This is a genomic window from Sporosarcina pasteurii, assembly GCF_041295575.1.
GTDB lineage: Bacteria > Bacillota > Bacilli > Bacillales_A > Planococcaceae > Sporosarcina > Sporosarcina pasteurii.
On sequence record NZ_CP160452.1, the window covers coordinates 400,744 to 422,542 of the forward strand.

The 21,799-nt window shown below is 41.3% G+C and carries 18 protein-coding genes; 17 read left to right on the forward strand and 1 reads right to left on the reverse strand.

Annotation, left to right across the window (positions count from 1 at the left end):
• Positions 1 to 199: 199 nt before the first annotated feature.
• From AB1H92_RS01905 to AB1H92_RS01950, 10 genes are all read left to right on the forward strand, one after another.
• A complete protein-coding gene (locus AB1H92_RS01905) occupies positions 200 to 2,347 on the forward strand; it encodes a (Fe-S)-binding protein (RefSeq protein WP_115359908.1) in 2,148 nt (715 codons plus the stop codon).
• Between the two features lie 187 nt (positions 2,348 to 2,534).
• Positions 2,535 to 3,728, forward strand: coding sequence for an acetyl-CoA C-acetyltransferase (locus AB1H92_RS01910; protein WP_115359909.1), 1,194 nt, complete (start codon positions 2,535 to 2,537; stop codon positions 3,726 to 3,728).
• A gap of 129 nt (positions 3,729 to 3,857) precedes the next feature.
• Entirely contained in the window at positions 3,858 to 4,709 is an 852-nt protein-coding gene (locus AB1H92_RS01915) for a 3-hydroxybutyryl-CoA dehydrogenase (protein ID WP_115359910.1), read from the forward strand.
• Positions 4,710 to 4,743: 34 nt separating this feature from the next.
• Positions 4,744 to 5,880, forward strand: coding sequence for an acyl-CoA dehydrogenase (locus AB1H92_RS01920; protein WP_115359911.1), 1,137 nt, complete (start codon positions 4,744 to 4,746; stop codon positions 5,878 to 5,880).
• 99 nt (positions 5,881 to 5,979) lie between these two features.
• Positions 5,980 to 7,119, forward strand: a complete 1,140-nt coding sequence (locus AB1H92_RS01925; protein ID WP_115359912.1) for an acyl-CoA dehydrogenase — start codon at positions 5,980 to 5,982, stop codon at positions 7,117 to 7,119.
• A 12-nt stretch (positions 7,120 to 7,131) separates the two neighbouring features.
• Entirely contained in the window at positions 7,132 to 7,761 is a 630-nt protein-coding gene (locus AB1H92_RS01930; protein WP_115359913.1) for a TetR/AcrR family transcriptional regulator, read from the forward strand.
• Between the two features lie 246 nt (positions 7,762 to 8,007).
• Complete coding sequence (gene icmF, locus AB1H92_RS01935; protein WP_115359914.1) at positions 8,008 to 11,265, forward strand: fused isobutyryl-CoA mutase/GTPase IcmF; 3,258 nt, start codon at positions 8,008 to 8,010, stop codon at positions 11,263 to 11,265.
• Between the two features lie 214 nt (positions 11,266 to 11,479).
• Positions 11,480 to 11,647, forward strand: a complete 168-nt coding sequence (locus AB1H92_RS01940) for a hypothetical protein (protein ID WP_166739559.1) — start codon at positions 11,480 to 11,482, stop codon at positions 11,645 to 11,647.
• A gap of 294 nt (positions 11,648 to 11,941) precedes the next feature.
• A complete protein-coding gene (rpoE, locus tag AB1H92_RS01945; RefSeq protein WP_115359915.1) occupies positions 11,942 to 12,493 on the forward strand; it encodes a DNA-directed RNA polymerase subunit delta in 552 nt (183 codons plus the stop codon).
• Positions 12,494 to 12,646: 153 nt separating this feature from the next.
• On the forward strand, positions 12,647 to 14,254 hold the full coding sequence (locus AB1H92_RS01950; protein WP_115359916.1) for a CTP synthase: 1,608 nt from the start codon (positions 12,647 to 12,649) through the stop codon (positions 14,252 to 14,254).
• A 50-nt stretch (positions 14,255 to 14,304) separates the two neighbouring features.
• On the opposite strand, the gene AB1H92_RS01955 is transcribed toward AB1H92_RS01950, so the two are convergent.
• Complete coding sequence (locus AB1H92_RS01955; protein ID WP_115359917.1) at positions 14,305 to 14,817, reverse strand: DUF2529 family protein; 513 nt, start codon at positions 14,815 to 14,817, stop codon at positions 14,305 to 14,307.
• Between the two features lie 284 nt (positions 14,818 to 15,101).
• Between AB1H92_RS01955 and AB1H92_RS01960 the strand changes: the two genes are divergently transcribed.
• The 7 genes from AB1H92_RS01960 to rpmE all read left to right on the forward strand — a co-directional run bounded on the left by AB1H92_RS01960 (position 15,102) and on the right by rpmE (position 21,786).
• On the forward strand, positions 15,102 to 15,461 hold the full coding sequence (locus tag AB1H92_RS01960) for a response regulator (RefSeq protein WP_115359918.1): 360 nt from the start codon (positions 15,102 to 15,104) through the stop codon (positions 15,459 to 15,461).
• A 136-nt stretch (positions 15,462 to 15,597) separates the two neighbouring features.
• A complete protein-coding gene (locus AB1H92_RS01965) occupies positions 15,598 to 16,455 on the forward strand; it encodes a class II fructose-bisphosphate aldolase (RefSeq protein WP_115359919.1) in 858 nt (285 codons plus the stop codon).
• A gap of 193 nt (positions 16,456 to 16,648) precedes the next feature.
• A complete protein-coding gene (gene fsa, locus AB1H92_RS01970; protein WP_115359920.1) occupies positions 16,649 to 17,296 on the forward strand; it encodes a fructose-6-phosphate aldolase in 648 nt (215 codons plus the stop codon).
• 11 nt (positions 17,297 to 17,307) lie between these two features.
• Entirely contained in the window at positions 17,308 to 18,585 is a 1,278-nt protein-coding gene (locus AB1H92_RS01975) for a UDP-N-acetylglucosamine 1-carboxyvinyltransferase (RefSeq protein ID WP_115364005.1), read from the forward strand.
• Between the two features lie 85 nt (positions 18,586 to 18,670).
• Complete coding sequence (glpX, locus tag AB1H92_RS01980; protein WP_115359921.1) at positions 18,671 to 19,636, forward strand: class II fructose-bisphosphatase; 966 nt, start codon at positions 18,671 to 18,673, stop codon at positions 19,634 to 19,636.
• Positions 19,637 to 20,023: 387 nt separating this feature from the next.
• The gene (gene rho / locus AB1H92_RS01985; RefSeq protein ID WP_115359922.1) at positions 20,024 to 21,307 is read left to right on the forward strand and encodes a transcription termination factor Rho; all 1,284 of its coding nucleotides are present in this window, start codon (positions 20,024 to 20,026) and stop codon (positions 21,305 to 21,307) included.
• A gap of 257 nt (positions 21,308 to 21,564) precedes the next feature.
• Positions 21,565 to 21,786 carry a 50S ribosomal protein L31 gene (gene rpmE, locus AB1H92_RS01990; protein WP_115359923.1) on the forward strand — a complete coding sequence of 74 codons (222 nt, stop codon included), beginning with the start codon at positions 21,565 to 21,567 and terminating at the stop codon, positions 21,784 to 21,786.
• The last annotated feature ends 13 nt before the right edge of the window (positions 21,787 to 21,799 follow it).

Consider the following 21,799-nt stretch of genomic DNA (forward strand, 5'->3'; position numbering starts at 1 on the left):
GAACTCCGCTCTTTCAGATTTGAATCCCGCCCCCCAATTAACCCATTTAAAACCTCTGAATTAAATGAATAATAAAGAAAAAACAAAAAACTAGTTGACTGAATGCTCATTCATAAATATACTGAAAATAGAGTATCGACAGAAGAGTTTTTATCTAATAAACTATTCGTAACGTTAAAACAAGGAAGGGGAGAGGAAATTGAATCCATTACTAGTCGTTAACTGGATTTTGTTTCTAGGAGTGACGGCGTACGCCCTTGCGCTTTTTACCTATTTGATAAGGACAAGAATACAATTTATTAAACTAGGTCGAAAAGAAGAGTTTGATGAAAGCGTAAAGGAACGTCTGCGCAACATTTGGGTGTATGTGTTCGGGCAAAAGAAGCTATTAAAAGATAAGAAAAGTGGAATCATTCACGTCCTATTTTTCTACGGTTTTATTCTCGTTCAATTTGGGGCAATTGATTTAATCTGGAAAGGGTTAAAACCGGGTTCCCACTTACCGTTTGGACCAGTATACGGAGCATTTACGTTTTTCCAAGAAATCGTCGTACTCACAATTTTGGTGGCGGCCGTCTGGGCGTTCCATCGTCGCTATGTTGAGAAGCTTGTCCGACTCAAAAGGGGTTGGCAGTCGGGACTTGTGCTGATTTTCATTGGTGGATTAATGTTATCAACACTTTTATCTAACGGGATGAATCTAATCTGGCAAGGCAATGGCTTAACTTGGACGGAGCCAGTCGCATCAACCATCGCAGCCGTTTTCAGCTTTTTACCTGAAGTAGGCGCAGCGACAATATTTTTCGTAGGCTGGTGGGTACACTTACTCATCCTACTCACATTCCTCATTTACGTGCCGCAGTCTAAACATGCGCACTTAATTGCAGGGCCTGTCAATACGTATTTTCACCGTCTGGACAATGCGGGGACATTGAAGCCAATCGATTTCTCGGTAATGGAAGAGATGGATGAAGACGATGAAATGCCAGCGCTTGGTGTTGGGAAGATTACAGATTTTACACAACTTCAAATGATTGATTTTTACGCTTGTGTTGAATGCGGGCGTTGTACGAATATGTGTCCAGCAGCAGGGACAGGAAAAATGCTGTCACCGATGGACTTAATTACAAAACTTCGTGACCATTTAACAAATCATGGTGCACTTGTCACAAAGCAACAACCTTGGGTGCCTACACCAATGTTTAAGCAATCACCAGGAAACCAAATTGCCTTAGCAGCTGGTGCTGAAGGTGCAGTGATAGAGGATATTTATAGCCCATCCCTTATCGGTGATGTCATTACAGAAGAAGAGATTTGGGCTTGTACGACATGTCGTAACTGTGAAGACCAATGTCCGGTTATGAACGAACATGTTGATAAAATTATTGATCTTCGTCGTCATCTCGTTATGACGGAAGGAAAGATGGATCCAGATGCACAGCGCGCAATGACAAATATTGAGCGTCAAGGAAATCCATGGGGACTCAACCGTAGGGAAAAGGAAAACTGGAGAGATGCACGTCCGGATTTACATATTCCAACGGTTAAAGAAGTGAAAAAAGCTGGCGAAGAATTCGAATACCTATTTTGGGTCGGTTCAATGGGTGCTTTTGATAATCGCTCACAAAAAATCGCATTATCATTTGCGCATCTAATGAATGAAGCGGGCATCAAATTCGCGATTTTAGGAAATAAAGAGAAAAACTCTGGAGATACACCGAGAAGACTTGGAAACGAGTTTTTATTCCAAGAACTGGCGGAATCAAATATTAAAGAGTTTGAAAAAGCAGGAGTCACGAAGATTGTTACTGTTGACCCGCATGCATACAATATCTTCAAAAATGAATACCCTGATTTTGGTTTTGAAGCAGAAGTCATTCACCACACGGAAATGTTGTATGACCTAGTGAAAGATGGCGTATTAAAACCAGAACATGAAATTAACGAAACGATTACATTCCATGACTCTTGTTACTTAGGTCGTTACAACGAAGTTTATGACCCGCCGCGTGAAATTTTGAAAGCGATTCCGGGCGTGGAATTAATCGAGATGAAGCGAAACCGCGAAGATGGCATGTGCTGTGGAGCGGGCGGAGGACTCATGTGGATGGAAGAAGATACAGGTCACCGCGTCAACGTTGCACGTACAGAACAGGCACTCGAAGTAAGTCCAGGCATTATTTCTTCGGGATGTCCATATTGTTTAACGATGTTGTCAGATGGAACGAAAGCAGTTGAAGTTGAAGACAAAGTCGGAACATATGATATCGCGGAATTACTTGAACGTTCGATTTTTGGAGAAGACTTCGAGCCGGCGGTAGAAGAGGTTGAAACAGTTTCACAATAAAAACCAGATGTAAAATGTATTGCGACAATTTTTAATATAATATATACTGAATTTAATGAGAAAAGAAAGATTGGTAGAAAAGGGAGCCTGCAACTCCCTTTTTCCTACAATGGGTATTGAGCGAGCGTTCAGTCGCATATCGTAACTTATAAATGAAAACGCTATCAAGGTGAAGGGAGAGAAACACATGAATAGAACAGTCATAGTAGATGGGGCACGTACACCGTTTGGACGTTTTGGAGGTGCATTATCAACACTTTCCGCTAGTGATTTGGGGGGCGTAGCAATTAAAGAAGCATTATCCCGAGCTAGCGTCAAAAATGACGAGGTCGATGAAGTCATTATCGGTACTGTTTTACAAGCCGGGCAAGGACAAATTCCTTCGCGACAAGCCGCAACGAAAGCGGGTCTTCCTTGGAACGTAAAAACGGAAACGATTAATAAGGTTTGTGCTTCAGGCATGCGGAGCGTTACGCTGGGCGATCAATTGATTCGTCTTGGGGATGAAGAAGTCATCGTTGCGGGCGGAATGGAGTCCATGTCAAATGCGCCTTATTATTTACCGAAAGGCCGATTTGGTTTGAAGATGGGGGATGCGCCATTAGTTGACGGGATGATTTACGATGGCTTATCTTGTGCATTTTCGCCGGACCGTGTCCATATGGGGACGTACGGAAACGAAACGGCAGATGCGTATACATTAACACGTGAGCAGCAAGATGAATGGGCTTTACGTAGTCACAAACTTGCAGTTGCAGCGATTGATGAAGGACTGATTGAACAAGAAATTGTCGCAGTTGAAATTCCACAGCGTAAAGGCGATCCAGTCGTAGTGGATGTTGACGAAGCGCCTAGACGGGATACCTCTCTTGAAGTACTCGCTAAGCTACGTCCGGCTTTTGGAAAAGACGGCACGATTACAGCTGGAAATGCGCCGGGTGTCAATGACGGAGCGTGTGCACTTGTTTTGATGAATGAAGAGCGCGCTAAGAAAGAAGGTAAGACACCACTCGCTTACATTGTTGGGCATGCGGAAGTGGCAATCGAACCTAAAAACTTCCCACAAACACCTGGATTAGTCATTAATAAACTTCTTGAGAAAACTGGGAAATCATTAGAGGAAATAGATTTATTCGAAATTAACGAAGCATTTGCGGCAGTTGCTCTTGCCAGCTCTCAAATTGCGAAATTAGACGCAAATAAAGTGAATGTTAACGGTGGTGCGGTTGCACTTGGTCATCCAATCGGTGCAAGTGGTGCCCGAATTATTTTAACACTCGCGTATGAGTTAAAACGTCGTGGTGGGGGCATTGGCATTGCGTCGATTTGCTCCGGGGGCGGCCAAGGCGATGCGATTATGATTGAAGTACCAAAAAATTAAAAGCTGAAATGCCTGACCAGCGCTGGTGACTTTAAGAGAAAGCGTCTTTTGCTTTTCTCTTAAAGTTGAAGCGCATCGAGCAGCTAGGCATGGAAGCTAGACAACAAGTGTGAGATGGGGGCGAACACAATGGAAATTAAAAAAGTAATGGTGATCGGTGCCGGACAAATGGGCGGGGGAATTGCACAAGTATGTGCCCAGGCTGGTTATGATGTCATTTTAAATGATATTCAAGAAGAATCTTTCAACAAAGGATTAGCGGTTATGACGAAAAATCTTGCCCGAAATGTTGAACGAGGCCGTATGTCTGAAGATGACAAGGAAGCCGTTCTCAATCGGATTACAATGTCGCTTGATTTATCAGATGCGAAAAATGCAGATATTGTGATCGAAGCAGCGGTTGAAAATATGGAAATAAAACGTTCAATCTTTGCGCAGCTAGATGAAATTGCGCCAGCACATACAATTCTCGCAACGAACACATCTTCATTGCCGATTACTGAAATTGCTGCGGCAACGAATCGACCTGAAAAAGTGATAGGCATGCACTTTATGAATCCTGTTCCAGTGATGAAACTGGTAGAAATTATTCGCGGACTCGCAACGGCAGATGAAGTGTATCAAGCGGTCGAGGATATGACGAATGCTTTATCAAAAGTACCTGTCGAGGTAAATGACTTTCCTGGATTCGTAGCAAACCGCGTATTAATGCCGATGATTAATGAGGCAGTATATACACTTTACGAAGGGGTAGCAACGAAGGAAGCAATTGATGAAGTGATGAAGTTGGGGATGAATCATCCGATGGGACCTCTTCAACTGGCAGACTTTATCGGACTCGATACATGCCTTTATATTATGGAAACATTACATGAAGGATTTGGCGACTCGAAATATCGTCCATGTCCACTACTCAGAAAATATGTGAAAGCAGGCTGGCTCGGCAAGAAATCTGGGCGTGGTTTTTACGAATACAACTAAGACCAATCTGGAATGTAAAAGGGGTTCGAGTGAAATGGACTTACAACTTACGGGAGAACAACAAATGATGCGACAAATGGTTCGAGACTTTGCGAAAGCAGAAATCGAGCCATTTATTCCACAAATGGAAGCAGGCGAGTTCCCGCATGACATTTTAAAGAAAATGGGGGAGCTTGGACTGATGGGGATGACAGTTCCAGAAGCGTACGGCGGCGCAAATATGGATTTCTTATCGTATATTTTAGCAATTGAAGAATTGTCTAAAGTGAGCGCGGTTATGGGTGTGATTTTATCAGTTCACACTTCAGTAGCAATCAATCCCATTATGCAATTTGGGAATGAAGAACAAAAGAATCGCTATTTACCGAAAATGGCTAGCGGAGAGTATTTAGGTGCTTTTTGTCTAACAGAGTCCACATCGGGATCTGATGCGGGTTCTTTAAGAACACGAGCAGTTAAAGAAGACGATGCTTACATATTAAATGGTTCGAAGATGTTTATTACAAATGGAGGGGAAGCAGACGTTTATATCGTTTTTGCTTCTACAGATAGTGCTAAAAAAACATATGGCATCACAGCATTCATTGTCGATAAAGATACGCCTGGTTTAATCATCGGAAAAGATGAACAGAAAATGGGTTTACACGGTTCACGGACAGTAGAACTCGCATTTGAGAATATGCGTGTGCCGGCAGAGAATCGCTTAGGAGAAGAGGGAGAAGGCTTCAAAATCGCGATGGCCAACTTAGATGTCGGGCGAATTGGCATTGCCGCGCAAGCGCTTGGAATCGCGGGTGCATCCCTTGAAGCAGCGACTGCGTATGCAAAAGAACGAGAGCAATTTGGCAAACCAATTTCAGCGCAACAGGGGATTGGCTTTAAATTGGCAGATATGGCAACTGGGGTTGAGGCAGCCAAACTCCTCGTTTACCGCGCTGCTCTACTCAAGGAAGAAGGAAAACCATGTGGACAACAAGCTTCGATGGCCAAACTATTTGCTTCGAAAACAGCCGTTGATAATTCCATCGAAGCCATTCAAGTGTTTGGTGGTTATGGCTATACAGAGGATTATCCAGTTGAACGATATTTCCGTGATGCGAAAGTGACTGAAATCTATGAGGGTACGAGCGAAATTCAACGTATTGTGATTTCTAAAAACTTGCTAAGGTGATAGTCACCCACACAATTCGTTATTAATTCATAATATTTAAAATTGTTTAGAGGTCGTGTGAGTGACTGGCGCCAAAACAATCATAAGGTGGGGGAAGAAATGAATTTTAATTTATCCGAAGAACATGAAATGATTCGTAAAATGGTACGCGATTTTGCAGAAAACGAAGTGGGGCCTACTGCAGCGGAACGTGATGAAGAAGAACGTTTCGATATGGAGTTATTCGAGAAGATGGCGGAGCTTGGATTAACGGGGATTCCATGGCCTGAAGAGTACGGTGGGATTGGCAGTGATTACTTAGCGTATGTGATTGCTGTGGAAGAACTTTCACGTGTTTGTGCGTCCATAGGTGTTACGTTATCCGCACATACATCACTAGCAGGATGGCCTGTATATAAGTTTGGGACAGAAGAGCAGAAGCAAAAGTATTTACGTCCGATGGCTGAAGGGACAAAGATTGGTGCATATGGATTAACAGAACCAGCTTCAGGTTCAGATGCAGGTGCGATGAGAGCGACTGCTAAGCTTGATGGTGATGAGTACGTTTTAAATGGTTCAAAAATCTTCATTACAAACGGCGGAATTGCGGACATTTATATTGTCTTTGCTGTAACAGATCAAAGCGGAAAACGTCCGGAAACGACTGCATTTATTATCGAAAAGGACTTCCCAGGATTCTCTGTAGGGAAGAAAGAAAAGAAACTAGGCATTCGTTCATCTCCTACGACAGAGATTATGTTTGAAAATTGCCGCGTGCCAAAAGAAAACATGCTTGGCGAATTGGGAGAAGGCTTTAAAATTGCGATGCAAACATTGGACGGCGGAAGAAACGGCATTGCAGCCCAAGCAGTAGGCATCGCACAAGGCGCACTTGATGCATCAGTTGAATATGCAAAAGAACGTGAGCAGTTCGGAAAACCGATTGCAGCCAACCAAGGAATTGGCTTTAAACTTGCCGACATGGCAACGGCAACGGAAGCTTCGAGATTATTAACTTACAAAGCGGCTTGGTTAGAATCGCATAATCAACCTTATGGTAAAGCATCTGCAATGGCTAAGTTAATGGCAGGAGATACAGCAATGAAAGTAACAACGGAGGCAGTTCAAGTGTTTGGTGGCTATGGATATACAAAAGATTATCCAGTTGAACGCTTTATGCGCGATGCGAAAATCACACAAATCTACGAAGGAACGCAAGAAATTCAAAGGCTTGTGATCTCCCGAATGCTTACGAAATAAGGGGGATGTCCTATGACTAAAAAGCGAGAAGTAGAATCATCTGTGAAAGATGAAAGCCTTATTGAAATGAGACGGCAACAGATGGTTCAAGGTGCGATAAAGCTATTTAAGGAAAAAGGTTTCCATAGAACAACGACGAGGGAAATTGCAAAAGAAGCTGGGTTTAGCATCGGGACGCTATATGAATATATTCGCACAAAGGAAGATGTTTTATTTCTCGTATGTGACAGTATCTATGATGAAGTGCAAAATCGATTATCAACGCTTGCGATGGAAGAAGGCACCGTCGCAGGCTTGAAATCTGCCATTCATCAATACTATCAACTCATCGACGATATGACGGATGAATATGTCGTCATGTACCAAGAATCCAAATCATTGCCAAAAGATGCACTGCAATATGTATTAAAAAAAGAACTCGAAATGGTTGCACTTTTTGAAGGTATTCTACAAGCATGCATAAAGTCGGGGGAACTTCGCATGACTCAAGAAGAAGCAACAATAGCTGCACACCATATAGTCGTTCAAGGCCAAATGTGGGCATTCCGCAGATGGGCCTTGAACAAACACTATACAATCGAAAAGTATATTGAGATACAGCAAAATCAGTTGTTAAGAGGGATTGTTGGGGGAACTGCGTAAGATATTTATAAACTGTTTTGGAGCCTTGAAAGAAGAGAACTTTTATAAATAAGAGAACTGCAGTATTAGTAGAATTAGTTGATTGTAGCGAAAGGCGGCGACTCCAGCGGGAACAGCACGAGCTGAAAGCCCCGCAGGAACGCAGTGACGAGGAGATTGAAGCCGTGCCCGCGGAAAGCGTCCGCCTGTAGCGGAAATCAACGGCAATTGTTAATGACTATAAACAAAGGGGTGTTTATATATAAAATGGCAACAGTAGAAATTTACAAACCGAAACATCATATTCGTATGGTCACCGCATCGAGCCTGTTTGACGGACACGATGCATCTATCAATATTATGCGCCGTATTTTACAAGCAAGCGGTGCAGAAATCATTCACCTTGGACATAACCGCTCAGTAGAAGAAGTCGTCAACGCGGCCATCCAAGAAAACGTTCAAGCAATCGCGATGTCTTCCTACCAAGGCGGACACGTCGAATACTTCAAATATATGTATGATTTACTAAAAGAAAAAGGGGCGTCACATATCCGCATCTATGCGGGAGGCGGCGGTGTGATCATTCCGAGGGAAATTAAGGAGCTCCATGATTACGGCATTGCTTGGGTATTCTCACCTGAAGACGGTCGTAAATTGGGTCTTCAAGGGATGATCAACCAAATGATGGAAGAATGCGATTTTGATCCAGCTCAACAATTTAAGGTAGAAGACGTTGAGAAAGTAAGTGCGACTTCACCTAAAATACTTGCGCAATTAATTACGTACGTAGAAGAAAATTACGACAAGAAAAATGATGAAACAAAAGCAATTCTTGAAAAAGCGCGCGAACTAGCAAAAGGCACACCAATCTTTGGAATTACAGGTACGGGCGGAGCAGGAAAGAGTTCATTGACAGATGAATTGATCCGCAGATTTCTTCATGAGTTACCTGATAAGAGAGTTGCGATTCTCTCCATTGATCCAACGAAACAAAAGACTGGGGGAGCTTTACTCGGTGACCGAATTCGCATGAACTCCATTTTCAATGAGCGTGTCTTTATGCGAAGTTTAGCAACACGAGGTTCTCGTTCTGAACTTTCCGGTGCAATGAACGATGTATTGGATATTGTAAAAGTAGCAGGTTTCGACTTAATCATTGTTGAAACAAGTGGTATCGGTCAAGGTGATGCGGATATTACGGACATTGCGGATGCTTCCATGTACGTGATGACGAGTGAATTTGGAGCTCCGACACAGCTTGAGAAAATCGATATGATTGATTACGCAGACTTAATTGCGATTAATAAATTTGAACGAAAAGGTTCGGAAGATGCGATGAGTCAAGTACAGAAACAATACCAGCGTAGTCGTCTTCTATGGGATGAAGATTTAAGTTCAATGCCTGTTTACGGCACAATTGCAAGTCAGTTTAACGACAAAGGAACGAATGCACTTTTCGCAGCAATCGTTCGTGTGTTAAATGAAAAATGTAATCTCGATTGGACGACTTCATACGATCAACTTGTGAAAACAGAAAAACAAAATGTCATTATACCTACTGAACGAACACATTATTTACGTGAAATTACAATGGTTGTTCGTGAATATCATAAGAAATCCAAAGTTCAAGAAGAGCTTGCCCGAAAGTATTTCCAACTGGAAGGTTCTATCCAAGCTCTAAAAGAACAATCATCAGATGATGCGTTAGTTACAACATTGCAGTCACTTGCAGACAGCGTTTATGAGGAATTAACAGCAGAATCAAAACGTATTCTGAAAAACTGGGAAACGTTAAAAGAAAACTATGCTGGCGATGAATTTGTTACGAAAATTAGAGACCGTGAAATCAAAACGCTACTTCAGACAACATCATTATCCGGCTTAAAAATCCCGAAAATTGCGCTACCAAAATTTAAAGATTACGGGGAGATTTTACGTTGGGTTTACCGCGAAAACGTTCCAGGTTCATTCCCATATACAGCAGGCGTGTTTCCGTTCAAACGAGAAGACGAAGATCCGAAGCGACAATTTGCTGGGGAGGGGACGCCGGAAAGAACGAATCGCCGTTTCCACTATTTGTCAAAAGACGATGATGCAAAACGACTTTCAACTGCGTTTGACTCAGTGACGCTTTACGGTGAAGATCCAGACGAAAGACCGGATATTTTCGGAAAGATTGGAGAGTCCGGCGTAAGCGTTTGTACGCTAGACGACATGAAGAAATTATATGACGGGTTCGATTTATGTGCGCCCGCTACGTCCGTATCCATGACCATAAATGGACCTGCGCCGATTATTTTAGCGATGTTCATGAATACCGCGATTGACCAACAAATCCGTATAAAAGAAGAAGAACTCGGTCGCGCGCTGACAGTGGAAGAATTCACAGAAGTGAAAGAAGGTACATTGCAAGTTGTTCGAGGAACTGTTCAAGCTGATATTTTGAAAGAAGACCAAGGACAAAATACATGTATTTTCTCAACAGAGTTTGCGCTTCGCCTAATGGGAGATATTCAGCAATACTTTATTGATCAGAAAGTACGAAACTATTATTCTGTCTCAATTTCTGGTTATCATATTGCAGAAGCAGGCGCGAACCCAATTTCTCAACTTGCTTTTACACTCGCAAATGGCTTTACGTATGTAGAATACTATTTAAGCCGCGGCATGCATATTGATGACTTTGCACCAAACTTATCATTCTTCTTCTCAAATGGATTGGACCCAGAATATACAGTAATTGGCCGTGTGGCGCGTCGGATTTGGGCAGTTGCAATGAGAGAAAAATACGGTGCAAATGAGCGCAGTCAAAAATTAAAATACCACGTTCAAACATCAGGTCGAAGCCTGCATGCGCAAGAAATCGACTTTAATGATATTCGTACAACTTTACAAGCATTACTCGCACTGCAAGATAACTGTAATTCATTGCACACAAATGCTTATGATGAAGCAATTACAACGCCAACAGAAGAATCTGTTCGTCGTGCGATGGCGATTCAAATGATTATTACCAAAGAATATGGGTTAGCAAAAAATGAAAATCCATTACAAGGTTCATTTATTATAGAAGAACTGACAGACCTCGTTGAAGAAGCTGTTCTTCAAGAGTTTGATCGTCTCAATGATCGCGGCGGCGTCCTTGGTTCCATGGAAACACAGTACCAGCGCGGAAAAATTCAAGAAGAATCGATGTACTACGAAATGAAGAAGCATTCCGGAGAACTGCCAATTATCGGGGTCAATACTTACTTGAATCCGAACCCGCCTTCTGAAGAGGATATTGACAATATGGAGTTGGCAAGAGCAACGAAAGAAGAGAAAGAATCGCAAATTATTAATCTACGAAAGTTCCAACAAACACATGCTGACAAAACAGACGAAGCATTACAACGTCTGAAAGAAGTCGCAGTATCCAATGGTAATATTTTTGAGGAATTAATGGAAACGGTAAAAGTCGCAAGTCTCGGTCAAATTACGAACGCCCTCTATGAGGTAGGTGGACAGTACCGACGGAATATGTAAAAAAATCGTACTGTAGACAAAGTTTGCGTAAACTTTGTCTACAGTTGTTTTTTGAAAGGAGTTTTTCTGCAAAAGTCCGTACCACTGCGTATTATGTCGATAATTTATGACTAAGAAATGTTTGTTGTTTGTGGCTTTTTTGCAATTTGTATGGGAGAATGAATAATACGTCGGTAGAAAACATATCGTATAACAGAAGGGAAGAGATGCGAATATGAAATGGTATCATCACTCAATAATTATCCTTGCACTCGTCCTTTTTACTGTGTTTTTTTACCAAGACGGGTTTGGTTCAATTTCATTTCTAATCGCTGCAGCTTATTTGGCAGTCATTTTTTACAAAGAAGTGAAGCGATTAAAAAAAAATAGTAAAATCCAGTGATGATTCTTTAAAATATTAATATACATAGTGTGCATCGTTGATTGAAACGGAAATTACCTCGTTTTATGAAGAGACCGTATGCTGTAAACTTTACGTATAATATCGCTTATGGTATAGTACACTGATGGATACTACGGCAATTTAATTATAATGATGTGGACTAGTTGGCACTGGTCTTTTTTTTGTAGTTTTTTAAAAGAAAGATAAAATCATGAAAAAAGCTAGCTTATAGATGAATGAATTGTATATAATGTTGACTATAGTAGGTTAGTGAGAGAGGACGTGCATGTTTAAATGGATATCCGTAATATGACAAAAGAACAATTAGCGGAAGAATCAATGATTGACATTGCCTACGCAGTACTGGCAGAACATGGAGAACATTTAACATTAAGGCAATTAATGGATGAGGTACGTAAACTAAACGGCGTGACAGTTCGTGCCATGAACGAAAAATTACCAAGAGTCAATACGGACATTAATATTGACGGACGCTTCCTTTCGATTGACGATATTCGTTGGGGACTCCGTGAATGGTATCCAGTCGATCAGCTTGAGGCTGAATCCGCACCTGTTGTACGAGCGCGTAGAAAGAAAAAATCATCCGATGATGAAGATGAAGATGAAGATTACGTAGAAGTAGACGAGGATGGCTTCGACATTATTGACGATGAAGAAGAAGATGATGTCGATGAGGATATTGAAGAAGAGGAAGAAGACATCGATGTTGAACTTCTAGAAGAAGATGATGAAGACGAAGTGATACCGGAAGATATCGTCTTAGATGATGAGGAAGAAGACGAGGACGAGGACGAAGATTACGATGAGTACGAAGATGAAAAGTGAGTATTAATACTTGACATCAAAGATTTTTCAATATAAGATTCTACTGGGCTCCTTAAACAAGGACATATGAATTTTGCATATCCGCTCCTACTGCTAATTGTTGCAGGTGGGGCGTTTTTTTTATTTAATAATAGTAAAAACGGAGGAATTAACATGACAAAGTATATTTTTGTAACTGGTGGCGTTGTATCATCGCTCGGAAAAGGAATTACAGCGGCATCACTCGGACGTTTATTGAAAAATCGTGGTTTACAAGTAACGATTCAAAAGTTTGACCCTTATATTAACGTCGATCCTGGAACAATGAGTCCTTATCAACATGGTGAAGTTTTCGTAACAGAAGACGGTGCGGAAACAGACTTAGATGTGGGCCATTACGAACGCTTTATCGATATTAAATTAAATAAATACTCAAACGTAACGATGGGTAGAGTATATTCTGCCGTTTTGAAAAAAGAACGTCGCGGCGATTATAATGGAGCAACGGTACAAGTTATTCCTCATATTACAAACGAAATAAAAGAACGCATTATTGCTTCTGGGAAAGAGACGAATGCCGATGTAGTCATTACTGAAATCGGAGGAAGTGTTGGAGATATTGAATCTTTACCGATTTTAGAAGCGATTCGTCAAATGAAAACAGATTATGATAAACACGATGTCATGTATGTTCACTGTACACTCATCCCATATATGAAAGCTGCGGGCGAATTAAAAACAAAACCAACGCAACATAGCGTAAAAGAATTACGTGGACTTGGTATTCAACCAGACATTATCGTCGTACGTTCGGAACAATCTGTGCCACAAGAAATGAAAGAAAAAATTGCGCTATTTTGTAGTGTAAGAGCAGAAGAAGTGATTGAAGCGGTTGATGCTGACACACTATACAAAATTCCGCTCTTGCTTAAAGAACAAAGGATGGACGAAATTGTTGTCGATCATCTTCGACTAGATGTAGAAGAAGCGGATGTAACAGAGTTGGAAAATCTTGCGAATCTTGTAGGGGCGTTGAAGCATACGGTGGAAATTGGCCTTGTTGGGAAATACGTGGAACTTCCAGATGCTTATATTTCAGCTGTTGAAGCACTTTCTCATGCAGGATATCGACATGATACTGAAGTCAAAGTGAGATGGATTGATTCGGAAGAGGTCACTGCTGAAAATGCGGCTGAATTATTAAAAGGCCTTGGCGGCATTGTTGTACCGGGTGGATTTGGTGATCGTGGGATTGAAGGGAAGATTGAAGCAATCACGTACGCGCGTGAAAATAATATTCCTTTCTTCGGTATCTCACTTGGTATGCAATTGGCGGCAGTTGAATATGCACGTAACGTATTAGGATTAACGAAAGCTCATTCAACGGAGTTTGATGAACAAACACCGCATGCCATTATCGACTTATCACTTGCGCAAAAAGACATCGATGGGAATGGTGTACCGATGCGTCTTGGTCTGTTCCCTTGTAAAGTGCAAGATGGGACAAGAGCTTATGAAGCGTACGGCGAACCATTAATTTATGAGCGTCACCGTCATCGTTATGAGTTTAATAATGAATACCGCGAGCAATTGGAAAAAGCGGGCATGGTATTTTCGGGAATGAGCCCAGATGGTTTGTTGGTCGAAATGATTGAACTGAAAGATCATCCATTTTTCATGGGTTGTCAATTCCATCCAGAATTTGCTTCAAGACCAACTCGCCCACAAGCATTGTTTAGTGAGTTCGTAAAAACCTCTTTAGAAAATAGTTTAAATCAATAATAAAAACAGCCATCGTATCATTAAGCGATGGCTGTTTTACGTATACGGAACTATTCATCTGATAACATTTCATCATAAGCAATTTTAACGGCTTCATAAATAAACAAAGCTGCCAACGCATGAGGTTGCACAATCCGCTCGCCATTTTCGCCTGGTAAAAGGCCACGCGTTAAGCTAGTTGAAATATAAGTTGTTGCTAAATCGAATAGTTTGTTTTCCTCTGTTTTCTCCGGTGTTACAACGGCAAAAGGAATAAATTCAGCTGCTAAAGAACAGGCAAGCTCAAGTGCTTGTGGATGTTCTGCTGAACGAGTGAAAACCCACACGCGGTCCGCATGTCCAATAGTCATCTCAGGGTTGTATTGGACGGCACCGATGAAAGGTTCTGCACTATGCATTGCGACTTGGCAAACTGTATCTAGTTCATCTAAACCGGCGATAATGACGCGACCTTCACCAACCGTCGCTTGGGCGAGTAGCCGTGCAGTCTCTTCAATTGCTTCTTCATTATTTTTCGCTATGCGGTCTAATAATCCGCTAAGCTGTGTCGTCAACATTTTCATGAAAAACACCTCGAGTTTATTATAAATGAGTGCGCCTTAAATGCAAAAAGGAAAATTCATTTGAGTCAATTTCATAATTACCTAAAACCGCTAAGCTGGTACAAAATATAGTTGAGAACGGTTTAACTCAACAGAGACAACTTTTATAATTGCCCAAACTATATTTTGTATCGGCGCAGCGAAAAGATTGGATTATGAAATTGACTAATTTCACAAAAATAAAGGGAAATCGCTTTGGATGTCAAATTAGTGTAAAATGGGATGATGAATGGGGGGTGGTTTGGGTGAGAAATGTACTAATTGTAGATGATCAACAGGGTATACGGCTCTTGTTGGAAGAAGTGTTTAAAAAAGAGGGGTATGGGACGAAATCAGCAGCAAATGGTGGAGAAGCACTTCAGCAAGTGAAAAATGAACAACCCGATTGTATATTGTTGGACATGAAAATGCCTGGAATGGACGGGATTGATGTTTTGAGACAACTTAAAAAAGAGTGGCCAGAAATCCCTGTGATTATGATGACGGCCTACGAAGAATTGAAGTTGGTCGAGCATGCTCTTGAAATCGGTGCTGAAAAATATTTCACTAAACCATTTGACATTTTTGAAGTGAGAGATGCGGTTAATTTATTATTGGCAAGCTGATGGGGAGGCAGTGGTAAACACTGCCTAGTTTTGTTATGATAATAAGAGAAATAATAATGCGAAAAATACTTTTTGTTTTATAATATCTCGTGTAGGAATTATACTATATGTATACCACTCAGAGGAGGAATACGATATGTCACTTGTCTCAATGAAAGAAATGATGATTAAAGGGAAAAAAGAAGGCTATGCAATCGGTCAATTCAACTTAAATAACTTGGAGTATACACAAGCGATTTTACAAGCGGCTGAAGAAGAGAAATCCCCTGTAATTTTAGGCGTTTCCGAGGGAGCAGCCCGCTACATGGGTGGCTTTACAACAGTTGTCAATATGGTAAAAGGTTTAATGCATGATTTCGGGACAACAGTTCCTGTAGCGATTCACTTAGACCACGGTTCAAGCTTTGAAAAATGTAAAGAAGCAATTGATGCAGGTTTCTCTTCAGTCATGATTGACGCTTCTTCAAAGCCATTAGAAGAAAACATTGAAATTACCAAAAAAGTTGTAGAATATGCACATGCGCACGGTGTTTCTGTTGAAGCTGAATTAGGTGTTGTTGGTGGACAAGAAGACGACGTGATTGCGGATAAAGTGATTTACGCAGACCCAGCTGAGTGTAAAGTGTTAGTTGAACAAACAAACATCGACTGTCTTGCACCAGCACTAGGTTCAGTTCACGGTCCTTATAAAGGCGAACCGAATCTTGGATTTGAGGAAATGGAAATCATTTCAAGTCAATCAGATCTTCCGCTTGTTTTGCATGGTGGGACAGGTATTCCATTAAAAGATATTCAACGTGCCATTTCTCTTGGGACAGCAAAAATTAACGTAAATACTGAAAACCAAATCGAAGGAACTAAAGCAGTTCGTCAAGTTTTAGCTGAAGATACTGAGGTTTATGACCCACGTAAATACTTAGCGCCGATGAGAGAGGCAATTAAAGCAACAGTAATTGGTAAAATGCGCGAATTTGGTAGTTCGCAAAAAGCATAAATTTTGAGATATAGAAAAGAATAATCATTGGGATGGAATAACCTCTTTCCTTTTGTTTTTATTTCAAGAATATTCCTGAAGCAGTATTTCAGGTGTGATCCAGTTTTACAAGTTAAGGTGGCGCCCAAGTTTATTAGGCAAGCATCTTGATTTGACGGCTAGGCTATTTTTTATTAATTAGGAGGAAAAAGGTATGAAGTTTTTTATAGATACGGCTAATTTTGAAGAAATTAAAGAGGCGCACAGTTGGGGAGTAATCTCAGGTGTGACAACGAATCCTTCGTTAGTTGCAAAAGAAGATGTTCCTTTTCATGATAGATTGCGTGAAATTACGGAGCTTGTAGACGGTTCAGTGAGTGCGGAGGTTATCGCATTAGACGCAGAAGGTATGATTAAAGAAGGTCGCGAACTTGCGGCAATCGCACCGAATATTACGGTTAAATTACCAATGACGCCAGAAGGGTTAAAGGCTTGTTCGGTATTTTCAAAAGAAGGCATTAAAACAAATGTTACGTTAATTTTCAGTGCAAACCAAGCACTATTGGCTGCACGTGCAGGCGCTACATACGTCTCTCCATTCCTTGGAAGATTAGATGATATTGGACAAGATGGCATGACGCTAGTGAGCACAATTGCGGACATCTTTGTTCATCATAATATTAAAACTGAAATTATTGCAGCTTCAATTCGTAATCCACTTCATATTACGGATGCGGCACTTCACGGAGCGCATATCGCAACGACACCTTTTAATGTATTAAAACAATTATTTAACCATCCATTAACAGATAAAGGGATCGAAGCATTCCTTGCGGATTGGGAAGGTAGAAAAAGCAAGTGAGTTTAAAGGACATGGAAGTCTATAAAATCAAAGGTGGAAAACGGTTACAAGGGACTGTTAAAGTGAGTGGTGCTAAAAATAGTGCAGTGGCTTTAATTCCTGCTTCGATTTTGGCAAATACTCCAGTGACAATTGAAGGTTTGCCTGAGATTTCAGATGTCCTAACTTTACAATCGCTACTTGAAGATGTAGGTGGGATTGTTACATTTGAAAACGGGGAAATGACAATTGATCCATCCAATATTGTCTCTATGCCGATGCCAAATGGAAATGTGAAGAAACTGCGCGCATCTTATTATTTAATGGGTGCAATGCTTGGGAGATTTAAAAATGCTGTTATCGGACTTCCGGGCGGCTGTCATTTAGGACCGCGACCGATTGATCAGCATATAAAAGGATTTGAAGCACTTGGTGCAAAAGTAACGAATGAGCACGGTGCAATTTATTTACGTGCGAAAGAATTGCGCGGTGCAAAAATTTATTTAGACTTTGCAAGTGTTGGTGCAACAATTAATATTATGCTCGCCGCTGTTTTAGCCAAAGGAACAACAACGATTGAAAATGCGGCAAAAGAACCAGAAATTATTGATGTAGCTACTTTATTGTCCAATATGGGCGCGAATATTAAAGGTGCTGGCACCAACATCATTCGGATTGAAGGTGTAGAAGAATTACATGGCACCCGACATACGATTATTCCTGACCGTATTGAAGCGGGCACGTTTATGATTATGGCCGCTGCTGTTGGCGATGGCGTAACGATAGATAATGTAATCCCTTTTCACGTTGAGACGCTGACGGCTAAGCTTCGAGAAATGGGTGTAGAAGTAATTGAAGAAGACGAGCGTGTGATTATCCCGAAAGCAGAAGCGTTACATAGCGTGGATGTGAAAACTCTTGTATACCCTGGTTTTCCGACCGACTTACAGCAACCTTTTTCGGTGTTATTAACGCAAGCGACTGGCACGTCCGTCATTACGGATACAATTTATTCTGCAAGATTTAAACAAATTGACGAAATCGGTAGAATGAATGCAACGGCTCGGGTTGAAGGGCAAACGGGAATCATTACGGGCCCTAGTGAGTTACAAGCTGCAAGTGTTCGGGCAACTGATTTGCGTGCAGGTGCAGCGCTTGTTCTAGCTGGGTTGCTAGCAGACGGTGAGACTGAAATTAGGGAAATTCAACACATTGAGCGAGGCTATAGCTCATTAATCAAGAAATTACGTGGTATTGGTGCAGATATCCGTAAAGAAATTATTACAGAAGAAGCAACAGTTAGGGAATAGACTACTATCCCCCATTAAATATCTATGACAAAATATAGAAAGTCATAGTTTGTGAATGTATCCAAAATACGGGAGGAACATATACATGGAACGCAGTTTATCGATGGAATTAGTCCGAGTTACCGAAGCGGCAGGTGTTGCGGCTGCGAGATGGATGGGACGCGGATTGAAAAATGAAGCGGACGGAGCAGCGACTGCAGCAATGCGGATGGTTTTTGATACAATTCCGATGGAAGGAACCGTTGTCATTGGTGAAGGGGAAATGGATGAAGCGCCAATGTTGTACATCGGAGAAGAACTCGGCATGGGAAATGGCCCAGCAGTTGACGTTGCGGTAGATCCATTAGAGGGAACAAGTATTGTTGCTTCCGGCGGGTGGAACGCATTGGCTGTGCTAGCAATTGCAGACCGAGGGAATTTGCTTCATGCTCCGGATATGTATATGGATAAAATCGCGGTCGGCCCTGAAGCCGTCGGGAAAGTACACATCGATGCATCGATTAAAGAAAATTTACAAGCGGTTGCCAAAGCGAAAAACAAAGATATTGAAGACGTTGTCGCTACTGTATTGAATCGTCCGCGTCATGAAAAAATCATCGAAGAAATTCGTCAGACTGGTGCGCGTATTAAATTAATTAACGACGGTGATGTTGCCGGTGCGATAAACACGGCATTTGGTGAAACGGGTGTCGATATTTTATTCGGACTTGGCGGGGCACCGGAAGGCGTTATCTCTGCGGTTGGATTAAAATGTCTTGGCGGAGAAATTCAAGGAAGACTTGTACCGTCAAATGATGCTGAAGTAGAAAGATGTAAGAAGATGGGCATTGATGTGAATCAAGTGCTATACATGGATGACTTTGTAAAAGGCGACGACGCCATATTCGCCGCAACTGGTGTAACAGACGGAGAATTACTTCGAGGCGTGAGATTCACAGGCGCATACAGTGAAACACACTCGCTCGTAATGCGTTCCAAATCAGGTACAATTCGATTTGTGGAAGGGCGCCACAGTATGAAGAAAAAACCTCTACTTGTTATGCAAGAATAAAAATAATCCTGCACAGCCTTCTGTTATGAAATCTTTTTGTGACAGAAGGTATCTGTGCATTGCTACGTTGCTTACCCTTAACTATTCAACAAAACCTCGTGAGTTCATTTCATTATGGCTAGTCATATTAAAAATATCCGAACATTCACATAGAGAGATTATAATTAATGATTCAAACGCGTTTTTCGTGTTGGGACGATCATTAATTACAATTAGATGTTTATTTTCTAGTAAGAATGTACAAGTTTCATTTATCTTGTCTTTGTGAAGAGGATGCTACTAAGAAGATACGAAGCATGAAGCGTGAAGTTGTTTCGTACAATGAATATAATTTGAAATTGATTCACAGATGTATTACCTCATAAAATAAAAGAGTGGTGCCAAAAAATGACAACATTAACAATGTCAGCGCTAGAAAATATGACTTTAAAGGAGTTATATGAGCATGCGCGACAATTTAAAATATCCTATTATGCTAAAATGACGAAGAAAGAGCTTATATTTGCAATTTTGAAACAGCGCGCTGAACAAGAAGGATTCTTCTTTATGGACGGCGTGCTAGAAATTATTCAATCAGAAGGATACGGATTTTTACGTCCAATCAATTATTCTTCGAGTTCCGAGGACATTTATATTTCCGCATCTCAAATCCGCCGTTTTGACTTAAGAAATGGGGACAGGGTTGCAGGGAAAGTAAGACCTCCAAAAGAATCGGAACGTTACTACGGTTTATTACAAGTTGAAGCAGTCAACGGAGAGAACCCCGATGATGCGCGAAATCGAGTTCATTTCCCAGCGCTAACACCGCTTTATCCGGACCGTCAAATTAAATTAGAAACAAGTCCAACAAAACTATCTACTAGAATTATGGACCTCGTTGCTCCAGTTGGTTTCGGCCAACGTGGACTAATTGTTGCCCCGCCTAAAGCAGGTAAAACAATGCTATTAAAAGAAATTGCCAACTCAATTACAACCAACCATCCTGAAACAGAACTTATCGTATTACTTATTGATGAACGACCTGAAGAAGTGACTGATATCGAAAGGTCAGTTAAAGCGGATGTCGTCAGTTCAACATTTGATGAACTACCAGAAAATCATATTAAAGTAGCTGAACTTGTTTTGGAACGTGCGATGCGACTCGTTGAACATAAAAAAGATGTCGTCATTTTAATGGATTCCATTACGAGGCTTGCGCGTGCTTACAACCTTGTCATTCCTCCAAGTGGTCGAACGTTATCAGGGGGAATTGACCCAGCTGCATTCCACCGACCTAAACGATTCTTCGGTGCAGCACGTAATTTAGAAGAGGGTGGAAGTTTAACAATCTTAGCGACAGCACTCGTTGAAACGGGATCTCGAATGGATGAAGTCATTTATGAAGAGTTTAAGGGGACTGGAAACCAAGAACTTCACTTAGACCGTCATCTTTCTGAGCGCCGTATATTCCCAGCACTCGATATCCGTCGATCTGGTACAAGAAAAGAAGAGTTACTCCTTCCGAAAGAACAGCTTGATAAACTATGGGCCATTCGAAAAACATTTTCCGACGCACCTGACTTTGTGGAGCGTTTCTTGAAGAAGTTACGCCAAGCTAAAACGAATGAAGAGTTTTTCGAAAAACTAAATTCCGAAATGAAAGCACATCGTAACGGTAAAGGTTTATTATAAAAGAAAAGCGCGATTACTCTAATTTGAGTTAGTTGCGCTTTTTTTAGGTTAGAAACGCGTGGAATGAGTGAACTAACATGAAATGGATAAACCAAATCCAATCCAAAGGTTGCACATTAGAGGCGAATTTGTTATAATTTTTGAGGTATCGTAAAAACGATCTGCTGCATATACGGCTGGCTTATTCGGGTCGTGTAAGGCATCAGTCTTATAAAAAATTCTGTTCCAGATGGTTCAGAGCGAGAGGAGCGAGATTGATGAAGGCAGGAATTCATCCAGATTACAAACAAGCAACAGTATCTTGTTCATGTGGAAACACATTTGAAACAGGTTCTGTAAAAGAGGACATCCGTGTTGAAGTTTGTTCAGAATGTCACCCATTCTACACTGGACGCCAAAAATTTGCTGCAGCGGACGGCCGTGTCGACCGTTTCAACAAAAAATATGGCCTCAAAGAAGAAGGACGCGACGAAGAATAATAGCTTCAATGAA

Excerpts from the sequence above, each read along its gene's own strand:
- fsa (WP_115359920.1), top strand. The coding sequence starts at position 16,649 with ATGAAGTTTTTTATAGATACGGCTAATTTTGAAGAAATTAAAGAGGCG.
- rpmE (WP_115359923.1), top strand. The coding sequence starts at position 21,565 with ATGAAGGCAGGAATTCATCCAGATTACAAACAAGCAACAGTATCTTGT.
- rho (WP_115359922.1), top strand. The coding sequence starts at position 20,024 with ATGACAACATTAACAATGTCAGCGCTAGAAAATATGACTTTAAAGGAG.
- AB1H92_RS01925 (WP_115359912.1), top strand. The coding sequence starts at position 5,980 with ATGAATTTTAATTTATCCGAAGAACATGAAATGATTCGTAAAATGGTA.
- AB1H92_RS01975 (WP_115364005.1), top strand. The coding sequence starts at position 17,308 with ATGGAAGTCTATAAAATCAAAGGTGGAAAACGGTTACAAGGGACTGTT.
- AB1H92_RS01955 (WP_115359917.1), bottom strand. The coding sequence starts at position 14,817 with ATGAAAATGTTGACGACACAGCTTAGCGGATTATTAGACCGCATAGCG.
- AB1H92_RS01920 (WP_115359911.1), top strand. The coding sequence starts at position 4,744 with ATGGACTTACAACTTACGGGAGAACAACAAATGATGCGACAAATGGTT.
- AB1H92_RS01930 (WP_115359913.1), top strand. The coding sequence starts at position 7,132 with ATGACTAAAAAGCGAGAAGTAGAATCATCTGTGAAAGATGAAAGCCTT.
- icmF (WP_115359914.1), top strand. The coding sequence starts at position 8,008 with ATGGCAACAGTAGAAATTTACAAACCGAAACATCATATTCGTATGGTC.
- AB1H92_RS01965 (WP_115359919.1), top strand. The coding sequence starts at position 15,598 with ATGTCACTTGTCTCAATGAAAGAAATGATGATTAAAGGGAAAAAAGAA.
- rpoE (WP_115359915.1), top strand. The coding sequence starts at position 11,942 with ATGGATATCCGTAATATGACAAAAGAACAATTAGCGGAAGAATCAATG.
- AB1H92_RS01910 (WP_115359909.1), top strand. The coding sequence starts at position 2,535 with ATGAATAGAACAGTCATAGTAGATGGGGCACGTACACCGTTTGGACGT.
- AB1H92_RS01950 (WP_115359916.1), top strand. The coding sequence starts at position 12,647 with ATGACAAAGTATATTTTTGTAACTGGTGGCGTTGTATCATCGCTCGGA.
- glpX (WP_115359921.1), top strand. The coding sequence starts at position 18,671 with ATGGAACGCAGTTTATCGATGGAATTAGTCCGAGTTACCGAAGCGGCA.
- AB1H92_RS01915 (WP_115359910.1), top strand. The coding sequence starts at position 3,858 with ATGGAAATTAAAAAAGTAATGGTGATCGGTGCCGGACAAATGGGCGGG.
- AB1H92_RS01940 (WP_166739559.1), top strand. The coding sequence starts at position 11,480 with ATGAAATGGTATCATCACTCAATAATTATCCTTGCACTCGTCCTTTTT.